This is a genomic window from Limnovirga soli (assembly GCF_013106755.1).
GTDB lineage: Bacteria > Bacteroidota > Bacteroidia > Chitinophagales > Chitinophagaceae > Limnovirga > Limnovirga soli.
In genome coordinates this window covers 1-11,951 of the sequence record NZ_WHPF01000003.1, presented here as the reverse complement: position 1 = coordinate 11,951, position 11,951 = coordinate 1, and the positions used below count along the sequence as shown (strand labels likewise).

Below are 11,951 nucleotides of genomic sequence, written 5' to 3'. Positions count from 1 at the left end.
CTATTCACAATCGCAGGGCCACTCTTTGCCAATATCAATTACCGTAACCACGGTAACCTCATCGCTGCAGGGGGCAAAAATAATACGCACTTTTTGCTTATCGCGGGTAAGGCCTTCTACGGCATATTTCTTTTTACAATCGGCGCCGTCCAGCTCACTTTTGGTATAATTAATTTTGCCCTCCTGTAAAATTTGCTCCACTTCGCTTTCATCAATATGTCGGCAGGCCATACGGCAACGGGCATGTTTACTATAATTAATATGCGCCGGGTTACGGTTTAAACCACGTACTACTGCGGTATTGTTATTATTAGAAGTTGTTTTCTTTTTATTACTTACTACCGGTTTTACCGTTGGGCTAACCGTAGGTGTATTACATTGTTTAATTAACAAAGCCGCCACGGCCAGTACCACCAATAGTATAAAAGGAACTGCTTTTTTCATCATGCAATAAAGATAATGGGTTGGCCAAACACCGCAAAAAAAGCTAGAGCCATTTTGTACCGGGCAATTGAACAGTTATTTGGCTTTACTTGCGTCGCACTCTTGTACGGTTATATCAATATGAAGCAGGTTGTAAAAGCCTTATTAACGCTTACCCTTTGATTACTTTTATTCTTTTATAAACTGCTTAGTAATTACCTCATTTGCGGTTTTAATATTTAGCAGGTAGTTGCCGCTTGTTAGCTGCGTTATATTTATACTGTATACCGTGCTGTTAGCGGTGGCTATTATTCTGGTGTTGCCGCTTATATCTGTTACCGTAAGTTTGGTTGTGCCTGCGGGTAAGCCCTGTATTTGCAGGTTGTTTTTGGCGGGGTTGGGGTAGAGTTGTATGGTGGGTGTAGTGTTTACTAAACTAAGTGTATTACTGTAAGTAATATTACCTGTATTGCTTACGGCTGCTACCCGGTAATTGGCAGTAGCATTGTTGGCCGCACTATAAGCTTGTATGCCACCATTGTGGTTGCTAAATATACGTGCTACCTCAGTAAATGCATTGCCATTGGTGCTGCTTTGTATGCTGTAATAATTAATCAGGTTATTGGGTTTATCCTCCCAGGTAATACCGTGGTGGTGCAGCCAGTGTTTTATTTTTACATACCATATCTTTTCCTCTTTATCTCCATTATATCTTACAAGAGCAGCACTTGTTAAGGAGGAAAAATTAGTGTTACCAGATATTAATATTTTCCCATTCTTCAATATATTAATAGTTGTTGGAAAGTCATGAGTGCTGACTTCCGTTATTGTTGTTCCACCGTTTCCATACAAAGAATCAAGAGTTCCTGAAGCATTGTAACGATTAGTGGCAAAGTATCCAAAGCCTGAAATATCATTATGATAAAAAACTGCTGTTAAAATTTTTCCATCATTTTGTATAACAACATCTTTTGCAGAAGATTGACCATCGCTATATTTAGTATTTACGACTCCCAGATTTGCAAAACTTTGATCGAGAACGCCATCTTTAGAAAATCTAACAACTGTCGCAATTTGGTCGAAAAGCCCACCGCTATTACCCGATGCTATAATCTTATCATCTTCCAGAATTCCAACACCCCATATTTCTTCCGAACTTCCATCAAGATTTGTAATAGTTTTACCCGTAGAGCCAAAACTTTCATCAATATCTCCATCTGGCAAATATCGCCCCAAATACATTTTATAATTCCCCCCAAATCCATAGTTGCCACCTACTATAATTTTTCCATCATGCTGAAATGCTGCATCACGAACATTGAAATTTTTATCTTGATCTAAAACAACTCCATCATTTCCAAATTTAGTATCTATATCTCCCGTAGGTAATAATTGATAAAAAAGTACAGCCTTAAAAGCTATTTGCCCGCAAAATAAAATTTCACCAGAAGTTTTTATAAGTATTTTATCAAAATAATCATTCCCTTGTTTTGAATCATAAATATACTTTCCCGCATCACGAAAAGTTGAATCAATAGTCCCATTTGGTTTTAATCGTACAATCAATGCATTTGTATTACCAATTGGGAAGCCAATAATTCCATTACCTGTAGCTAATATCTTTCCGTCTGATTGTATAGCAAGAGATTTAACCGTAGCAGATGAATAACCTGGAAATTTTACAATGGCCATACCATCTATTCCAAATGAAGAATCCAATATTCCATTTTCCTGATAGCGCATTATAAGAAAACCCTCATTTAAAGAATCTGAAACCTCTAAAATGCCCCGATATCCGCCTATTAAAATTTTTCCATCTGATTGTGTAGTCGATGTATAAATAAATAGACCCGCATCTTTTTGCATAGTAATTACTTTACCATTTTTACCAAAGGAGTAATCTATAGTGCCAGACTCTTGTGACAAACTGCTTAGACTGATAAATAAAAATACTATCGTATAAAAAAAACTGTTACTCATATTTTTAAATTTATTAAGAGTTTTCATGTAGTTTATAATTTATGGATTTAAAATGTCGGAGCATGAGTAATCATCCTGAGTTGCGGGGGTATAGGCTGTGCAAGAATTCAAATCATCTAATTTATTGTTAGCATTAAGAGTACAACCATGCCTATCATTTCTACATTCAACAAATTTGCTCATTTGAAATTTATTATTATTTAAATATTTAGCAACTGTTACAAAGAAGGTTGCTGCACGTCCAGCTATATAACTATTAACATCGTTTTCATTAGTATAATGTGTTCCAAACTCACTATCAAATGTAACAGCTGCGCAGCCTTGCGTGCCTGGTTGACAATCAAGTCCATGTTCCATTTGGCAATCTGTATAAAGTTCTGTAGGAATTGAAGCCCCTTTTAACATTGTGTAAATGCTTTTTGAACCAATCGTAGCTAAATCTGGGGTAGTGTAATCTCCGGGTAAAACGTAAGTTCCTCCATTTGTCAAACATCTACTTTCGCGTCCAAAATTTACATTAAATTGAGAGGGATCAACTATATCTCTTGAAAAATAAAGGGGTTCAGTATCTGGCCAAACAACATGATCTTGGTCACCGTGAAAAGAAATTACAGGAGGCCGTGAAATATTAGACAAGAAGAAGTTTGCAGGGTTATTGACTTTATTCAAAGGAATAGTTAGAGCCCCCCACATATTCAAAACACCTCGTATTTTTGGGAAAATATCAACAGTTGTGTTGCCTATATAATAATTCTGATCAATTGATCCTAAAACAGTGGATATACCTGGAAATACAACATCTAACTGTGAAGTTTGGCTTTGCTGATAGGCTGTTTGCAATGCTATTATACTACCTGCGCTTACGCCACCAATAAATATATTATTTGTATCAATTCTGTAATCACTTGCAGTTGCAAGGAGTCTTTCTCTCATTACAATGCTACGTATTGCACCTCTTATATCTTGAATTCCTCTATAAACTGCTAATTCTTGTTGAGCACTGATATACTCCAAATCTGGGAATCCTGGAACAACATTTCTGTCTGGCAAGACTCCTCTTCTGTATTCAACATTAAATACTACAAATCCACGTTTTGCTATTTCATTGCACATGTAAACAATACCAGGATTATCAATATCGCCACAATCCGAGTAAGAACCACCATGTACCATAATAACCGGTAACAATGGGCATGTTTGATAATTTGGATAATTTGTGGGATAATATACATAATACTTCAAAACAGAAGGATCTGTAAAACAAGCATCATTAGCCCCAGATACTTTACAACTCTTTTGCATTTCAAGTCCATATTGAACATCTTTAAATCCATTGGGATTAACTCCATACACAACTGCATTACTGCCATTTTTGACACCAATTGTTAAACCAGGAATAGGGTTGGTTAAATCAAATCCACAAAGCTGATTTGCAATATTGCAACTACCAATTTCATCCCACTGCGCTATTAAAGTATTTGATATTAGTAAATAAAATAAACTTGTAAAAACATATTTACAAAAACTGGAAGAATGTTTTTTCATAATAAGTGTGGGTTAGAATAGGTAGTATTATTAATAAAATAAAAATAAGATAACAAATTTGAATATGTATATTAAATTTCCAATATATAATTACCCAAAAAGTTGGAAAAATAATATCTTACAACTATTTGCATTATACTTCATTTAACGATGTTTGCTATTTTTTGTCATTCAACATACGGTATCTAACTGTACAAGAGTGCGATGCAATGATGCTGCATAGTAAGACTATAACCGGGTCCAAAATTGTTTTATTGTAACATGTTGGTTTGTGAACCGGCTACAGGCCGTTTGGCTATATTTACTTTTGCTGCCGCAAGTGTTCCATTAACTTTTTTATTTAGGCTTCCGATACATGTTGTAATGCCTGTATGGTATCGGTCATGGGTTGTATGTGTATTACCTGCAGGGATCTTGCGGCGTACCTTTTGCCTTATTATCATGCTGCCATACAAATAATTCTTTGGGGCTGACATTGAATAAATAGTGAAATAGTATGTGTCCCTGGCCTTACTTTTATTCTTTTATAAACTGCTTAGTAATTACCTCATTGGCGGTTTTAATATTTAACAGGTAGTTGCCGCTGGTTAGCTGCGCTATATTTATACTGTATACCGTGCTGTTGGTGGTGGCTATTATGCTGGTGTTGCCGCTTAAATCTGTTACCGTAAGTTTGGTGATGCCTGCGGGTAAACCCTGTATTTGCAGGTTGTTTTTGGCGGGGTTGGGGTAGAGTATTATGGTGGGTGTAGCGGTTAAAGTAAGTGTATTGCTATAGGTAATATTGCCCGTATTGCTTACTGCTGCTACCCGGTAATTGGCGGTAGCATTGTTGGCTGCTGTATAGGTTTGTATGCCCCCATAGTGGTTACTAAATATACGTGCTACTTCTGTAAAGGCATTGCCATTGGTGCTGCTTTGTATGCTGTAATAATTAATTAGGTTATTGGGTTTATCCTCCCAAGTAATGCCGTGGTGGTGCAGCCAGTGTTTTATGCGGACATATTTATTTCTGTCGGGGTCATCGCCATTGTAACGGGCTAATGCTAATTTGTATTCTGTTTCTATAAGGTTTGTTGTCATGCCAGTTACAACTGTTTTCCCATCAGGCTGCAATAGACCAGTTGCATTTGTTTCAAAACCACCAAAATCTGAAATTACTTTACCATCAATTCCAAAACTAGAATCAATATTTCCATTTTCACTATATCTAGCAAGAACAAAATCCAAGGCACCATAGCTATCTTTTTCATAACTAGTTCCAACTATTGTAATTTTATTATCAGGACTTATCAATATTGATTGAACCCTGGTATTTACGCCTTCAAAAGAAGTAATAATCATTCCGCTTTCCCCGAAACTTGCATCTAAGGTTCCATCAATATTATATCTCAAAAGTGTAATATTTTCATTGGATGCGGAAAGAGTAACCCCTGAAACACCACCTACTATTATTTTACCATCTCTTTGTAATCCGATGCTATATATCCGCTCATCGCCTCCTGGAATATCTCTTACAACTTTACCTTGATTACCAAATGATAAATCAAGTTGGCCATTAGATAAATATCTATCCATAATAAATTGAGGATGTGATAAATTTTTAAATCCGGCAAGTAAAATTTTACCATCTTTTTGAATTGCTGAGGAACGTCCAAATTCCCGGTCAAAAAAATCAGTAGTTACTGCCCCATTTACACCAAATGATAGGTCAGCTTCGCCATTACTATTAAATCTTGATACTAATAAATCGCTTGTTGTATTACCACTTAACACAATCTTATCATCGTCTTGAATAATTGTCGAGTAAATATTTTCATCGTAGCCAAAGCTTTTAATTGTTTTTCCATTGTTACCAAAAGTTGAATCCAGGCTACCATTCATTTTATACTTTGAGACCAATACATCATATTTAATATTTAGAAACCCTATTGACCCATACCCGCCAACAATAATTTTGTTATCACTTGATAAAGCAATGCCAGTAGCTAGTTCATAATCATACCCGAAATCTGTAAATACTTTACCGTTATCCCCGAATGAAGAGTCTATTTCTCCATCTTGCAAATAACGAACTATAATAAACCCGCCACTTGGCTCTGTTGTGGTATACCCACCAACACATAATATTTTTCCATCGGGCTGAAGGGTTGATGCACGCATATCAACAAAAACACCATTAAAATAAGTAATCACTTTGCCTTGTTGCCCAAATCGAGTATCTAGGCTGCCGGTTTGTGCAAAAGGATAAAAGCTTATAAATAGTAACGTAGATGTAAAAAGTGTTACAACTAGTTTTTTACAGTAAAAGTAACTTGTTATCATATTAATATTTTTTTGTTATTGTTCCCAATCAATACAGTCGAACTGATCTTGTCCTTCAACAGTTGTATAAGGGCAGGCATTTGCATTTGTTGTATCACAACCGTATCGATTATTTTTACATTCAACAAATTTGGTTATAAGTAAATTATTTAGAACATCAGTACCCATAGCACCTTGAAAGAAAGTAGCACCTCTTCCAACTATGTATACATTTACATCGTCAGAGTTTAAAAGTCCTGTACCAAAATCACTATCAAAAACACAAGCCACACAAGTGTGATCAGCATCTCTAATCTTATTCTTTGTCGATCCCCCACATAAAATACAATCATCATCAAGACCATGCATCATAGTACAGTCTAAATAAAACTCAGTGGAAATGGTCATTTCTCTGAACATATCATAAATGTTTGATGAACCAAGTTGAAATAAATCCGAATTCGCATCAGTCCCCGGCACCGTATAACTACTCGTTAATAAACAATTCGTTTCAGTGTTAAGATAACCCAACGCATTTGGAGCACTGGGAGAAAAATATACAAGCTCCCCATCAAATTGAAAAATTTGGTCGTCTTTACCGCAAAAAGATATTATTGGCGGCATGTAATCATTATTTGCAAAGAAAAGTTTTGGATTATTTTGCAGGCCTTTGGGTATCAACATAGCACCCCACATATTAAAGACACCCTTTACAATCGGTGCGAAATTTATTGTTGTGTCCCCATAATAAAAATTTTGGTTAATAGAACCTAAAGCTGCATTAATACCGGGAAAAGCTGCGTCAATCATAATTTGTTTTTGATAATAGACAGCATTCATGGCAATTACACTACCTGCACTTACTCCGCCAACAAATAGTTTGGTAGTATCTATTTGATAAGGATCGGTAGGAAAAGACTCCACATGAAATCGTTGTCGCTTTATAATACTTCGAATTGCACCACGGGCATCTTGACTTGCTCTGTATATAGCTAACATTTGTTGTGCAGTGGTATATCCGATACCTGTTGTGGGATCAGAACGAGTATCTATTAAAACACCCCTTCGATATTCAACATTAAAAACTACAAAGCCCCTCTTTGCATATTCATTTGCAAGAAAAACTATTCCAGGGTTATATAAGCTGCCGCATTCATCATAACTGCCACCATGAAAAAGAATGAGTGCGGGAAACTTACAATTATTGTAATTAATGGTGACATTTCCCTTTTTCTTTGGATAATAAACCTGATAGTAAAGTGATATTTTAGGATCTGTTTGGCAAATGGTTGAACCACCCACTCCACAACTATTTGCGCTATATCGTACATCCTTATAATCAGCAGGCATTGTAGCAAGACCATAAACTACTGTATCTACGCCTACCATAGAATCAATTGTAAATTGACTGCTTCGTAAATCAAGTGAACAGAAAGCAGACCCAAAATTGCTGCAAATATTTGCGACAATTGAACTATCCTGCGCTTTAAGATTATAACAAATGCTTATTGAAAGAATGAAGATTAAGGGCATCTTTTTCATATAGGTAGTTAAAGTTGGTGTTTTATAAAATTAGGCATAGAATTGATAAATATGTTACTAATACTAGATTAAAATTTTATATTATTTCTACTATTAATAGCCCGCTACATATGCCTTTTGGAAAAAATCTCTTGCCATTGTTGTTCGCCTGCCCAACAATAATTAAACGCAATTTTAAAATATGTATAATCTCTTCCCAAGTTTCGTGTCCTAACCTTCCAATTTCTCATTCTGCGTCGCACACTTGTGCGGTTATATCAATATGAAGCAGGTTGTAAAAGCCTTATTAACGCTTACCCTTTGATTACTTTTATTCCTTTATAAACTGCTTAGTAATTACCTCATTTGCGGTTTTAATATTTAGCAGGTAGTTGCCGCTTGTTAGCTGCGCTATATTTATACTGTATACCGTGCTGTTAGCGCTGGCTATTATTCTGGTATTGCCGGTTATATCTGTTACCCTAAGTTTTGTTGTGCCTGCGGGTAAGCCCTGTATTTGCAGGTTGTTTTTGGCGGGGTTGGGGTAGAGTTGTATGGTGGGTGTAGTGTTTACTAAACTAAGTGTATTGCTGTAAGTAATATTACCTGTATTGCTTACGGCTGCTACCCGGTAATTGGCAGTAGCATTGTTGGCCGCACTATAGGTTTGTATGCCACCATTGTGGTTACTATATATACGTGCCACCTCTGTAAAAGCCTTGCCATTGGTGCTGCTTTGTATGCTGTAATAATTAATTAAGTTATTGGGTTTATCCTCCCATGTAATGCCGTGGTGGTGCAGCCAGTGTTTTATGCGGACGTATTTGTTTTTTTCGGGGTCATCGCCATTGTAATTAGCAAATGCAAAGTATGTTTCGTTTAAAATTGTTAGAATTCCCCCGCCTAAAATGATTTTTCCATTTGCTTGCAATGTTGCATCAAAACAAGACGCACTTTTTTCAATTGCAGTATAAGTAAACCCATTTTCTCCAAACGCGGAATCTATTATGCCGCTGTCATTATAACGAACAATAAGAAATTTAGATGAATCTGATGTGAGATCATAATTACCAGCTCCTATTATTTTTCCATCATTTTGTATTAAAAATGATGAAATAGCTGATTGGTTTTCAAGATTAGTAACAACTATGCCATTCTCACCGAAAGTGTTATCAATAAATCCATTATTAGTGAACCTTACAATTGTTATATTTTCTTTTGCTTCATTGTTTAAAGTAAACCCGCCTGTTAAAATTTTTCCAGTTTTATCTATTATTAAATCGTTCATACGGCTATCCATTTTATCAAATCCTTTTTTTGTAATGCCTTCAATCCCAAAGCTTTTATCAATTTCTCCATTTTGCAAATAGCGAATCATAAGAAATTGACTGAGCCCACTTAAATAGCCAGAATTTCCTCCTAATAATATTTTTTCATCATCCTGAATAGCAATTGCTTTAATTTCAATCTCATCATCAAAGATTGTTTGAATTGTTCCTTTGTCACCAAAGCTTTCGTCTACTGCACCGTCTTTTAAAAAGCGGGTGATAAATGAGGTTGAGATGTCGTTATCGTTTTTTCTGCTCATTCCGGTTAGTAGAATTTTATCATCGGCCTGTATAGCTACGTCTCTAATAAATATTTTGTTTGAGGCTAAGCCAAAATGAAAAGTAACCATGCCATTTATTCCGAAAGAGCTATCAATAGTGCCATCAACTTGTAACCGAGCTAATCCTATTTGGGTAATTGAAGTTGGACTATAACTGCCTGCTGCAACTATTTTTCCATTTGACTGCAATTCAGCAGATACAAGGCTCTCAGTACCTAAACGAAAATCTACTAGTGTCTTACCCTTTAATCCAAAGGATGAATCTACTACACCATTTTCGAAATAACGTGCTATTAAAAAACCTCCCACATTATTGAGAAAACCGTTTCCTGCACCAATAAATCTTCCATCTTTTAATGATATTACTGACTTACAACCGCCAATATATAGATTATCCACCATTGTGCCTTTGTTTCCAAAATTTTCATTAAGTGTGCCAGCTTGTGAATAGCAAATAAAAAAAGTAAGATTAGCAAAAGCGATTAATAAAAAAGTTCTCATAAAAAAAATTTAATCAATTGTAAAATTTGAAGGACATGAATTTGATCCACAACCTGTATAATTTGGATCGCAGGGCCCACGTGTATTTTCGCATTCAATAAATAAAGTTGTCTTAGAAGGTGAATTGATAACATTATTTATTATGTCCTGAAAAAAAATACAAGACCTTTTAACCATGTATGTCTCTATAAAATCAGGGTCTGCATTACCTGTTCCGAAGTCGCTAAAGTTATCAAGACCATGCTTCATTTCGCAATCAACATTCAATTCAGTTCTTACGCCTAATGTTTTAAGAATCTTGTACATATTAGCGGTACTACCTGTAACTAAATCGACACTAGCAGCATTATTCTCCAGTGAATAAGGGCTAAAAGGTGGATTGAAAGGCAAACACCTACTTTCACTATTGTAAATTGGGCTTGTTGTCAAACTGGAAGAAAAAAATACTTGTTGTTTGAGTGTACTTGGCTTTAAAGGAAAGACTTGATCTTTCGCTCCAGCAAATGCTATCATAGGTGGGTTGTAAGTATTTCCAGCAAAAAAAGAAGATTGATTGTTAACTAAATTAAATCTTTTGGGTAAAGAAATAGCACCCCACATGCTTAAAACCCCTTTTATGTTAGGTTGGAATTCTATACTTGGTTCTCCATAATAGTAATCTGCATTTATAGAACCCATTATTTGTTGAGCTGAATAAATTCCTATAGTAGGGAAAGTTTCTGCAATCATTGCATCAGTTGTATAATAGGCAGCGTTCATTGCTGCCAATCCACCAGCGCTCATTCCCCCAATAAAAATTTGATTTTTATTAACCCTATAAAGAGAATTTTCAAAATGTTCATCCTGTCTTTTTAAAATTGTCCGAATTGCACCTCTTACATCTTGACAAGCACGGTATATTGCTAATTCTTGTTGAACAGAAGTGTATGTAGGGTCATCGAGATCTAACATTCTTCCTCTTCGGTATTCAACATTAAAAGCAATAAAGCCACGTAAAGCGAATTCCTCACACATTTTAGAAATTCCTGGTAAATTTTTATTCGAACACTCTGCATAGCCTCCTGCATGAAAAAGAATTACTGCAGGTAAATTGTATAATACAGGGCTTCCATTTACCAAAGGGTAATAAACGTCATAGCGTAATGACCCATAACCATTAAAATAAGGCTCATAAGGGTTTAAATCATTATTGTAGCAAGCATCAGGTCCAGCCTCGCATTTTATAGTAGTACCATCATCTTCAAATACTACGTCATCCATTTGGTAAGTGACATCAGTAAAGTTCGTAATAGGATCCCCTATATTTCCTTTGCCATAATATTTATTATAGCTATGCCCTATTGTAGTATTCGCATTTGGTAATTCAAAAGTTCTACTACAGTCCCAAAAACCTTGACAGTAAATGGAAGCCAAACTAAAAGGCAACGTTATAAGGAGAAGAAATAATTTAATCATAAGGTTAAAGAGTTACTGTGAAAAAAAGATACTATTAAATGAATATGAGGGGTATTACTCTTCTTTCATTCTTATCAAACTTGGTTTGGGTAAACAAATGATGTTGTAAAGTAGGAATAAAATTTACAAATTAATATTGATGCAGATTAAATTTTCATGAATATCATTTATAAATGATAGTGCTAGAGTTTTAGTAGCAGGAATAAACACATCCTTGCTATATGGCTTTTCTTGCCATTGTTGTTCGCCTGCCCAACAATAATTAAAAGCTACTATAAAAAATATGCATAATCCCTTCCCAAGGTTCGTGTCCTTACATTCCAATCTCTTATTCCTGTAATCAAGCACCCCATTTCCCAAAACACCTCAATATATTCCCCGTGATTTTTCACGCACTCCGTGATTTATCACGCCAAAAAATCGTGATAAATCACGCTATTTTTTTCAAAAAAATCTTTTTAGTTTTATTTCGTAAACCTTTTTCCCCTTCGGGGATTCACCTTTAAATAATAATACAATGGCAAGTAAATCAGAAACCGGCCATGCCGTAAACCTCGCCAATTTCAAAGTGTTAATCGATGCTTGTGGCACCTTCGGTGCAGCCTACAACCCG

At 35.6% G+C, this 11,951-nt stretch carries 7 protein-coding genes; all 7 read right to left on the bottom strand.

Translation table 11 applies throughout. The features are described 5' to 3' along the window. Window positions 1-447, bottom strand: coding sequence for a DUF4258 domain-containing protein (locus GD597_RS03965; RefSeq protein WP_171606527.1), 447 nt, complete (start codon window positions 445-447; stop codon window positions 1-3). Window positions 448-612: 165 nt separating this feature from the next. Continuing rightward, window positions 613-2,403, bottom strand: a complete 1,791-nt coding sequence (locus GD597_RS03960) for a T9SS type A sorting domain-containing protein (RefSeq protein ID WP_171606526.1) — start codon at window positions 2,401-2,403, stop codon at window positions 613-615. 39 nt (window positions 2,404-2,442) lie between these two features. Continuing rightward, window positions 2,443-3,948, bottom strand: a complete 1,506-nt coding sequence (locus GD597_RS03955) for an alpha/beta hydrolase (RefSeq protein WP_171606525.1) — start codon at window positions 3,946-3,948, stop codon at window positions 2,443-2,445. A gap of 516 nt (window positions 3,949-4,464) precedes the next feature. After that, on the bottom strand, window positions 4,465-6,273 hold the full coding sequence (locus tag GD597_RS03950; RefSeq protein WP_171606524.1) for a T9SS type A sorting domain-containing protein: 1,809 nt from the start codon (window positions 6,271-6,273) through the stop codon (window positions 4,465-4,467). Window positions 6,274-6,288: 15 nt separating this feature from the next. After that, a complete protein-coding gene (locus GD597_RS03945; RefSeq protein ID WP_171606523.1) occupies window positions 6,289-7,794 on the bottom strand; it encodes an alpha/beta hydrolase in 1,506 nt (501 codons plus the stop codon). A gap of 310 nt (window positions 7,795-8,104) precedes the next feature. After that, window positions 8,105-9,883, bottom strand: coding sequence for a T9SS type A sorting domain-containing protein (locus GD597_RS03940; RefSeq protein ID WP_171606522.1), 1,779 nt, complete (start codon window positions 9,881-9,883; stop codon window positions 8,105-8,107). A 9-nt stretch (window positions 9,884-9,892) separates the two neighbouring features. Continuing rightward, complete coding sequence (locus GD597_RS03935; RefSeq protein ID WP_171606521.1) at window positions 9,893-11,338, bottom strand: alpha/beta hydrolase; 1,446 nt, start codon at window positions 11,336-11,338, stop codon at window positions 9,893-9,895. Window positions 11,339-11,951: the final 613 nt, after the last annotated feature.

Bases quoted from the DNA above. Each gene is read 5' to 3' on its own strand.
- GD597_RS03965 (WP_171606527.1), bottom strand. From the start codon at position 447: ATGATGAAAAAAGCAGTTCCTTTTATACTATTGGTGGTACTGGCCGTG.
- GD597_RS03960 (WP_171606526.1), bottom strand. From the start codon at position 2,403: ATGAGTAACAGTTTTTTTTATACGATAGTATTTTTATTTATCAGTCTA.
- GD597_RS03955 (WP_171606525.1), bottom strand. From the start codon at position 3,948: ATGAAAAAACATTCTTCCAGTTTTTGTAAATATGTTTTTACAAGTTTA.
- GD597_RS03950 (WP_171606524.1), bottom strand. From the start codon at position 6,273: ATGATAACAAGTTACTTTTACTGTAAAAAACTAGTTGTAACACTTTTT.
- GD597_RS03945 (WP_171606523.1), bottom strand. From the start codon at position 7,794: ATGAAAAAGATGCCCTTAATCTTCATTCTTTCAATAAGCATTTGTTAT.
- GD597_RS03940 (WP_171606522.1), bottom strand. From the start codon at position 9,883: ATGAGAACTTTTTTATTAATCGCTTTTGCTAATCTTACTTTTTTTATT.
- GD597_RS03935 (WP_171606521.1), bottom strand. From the start codon at position 11,338: ATGATTAAATTATTTCTTCTCCTTATAACGTTGCCTTTTAGTTTGGCT.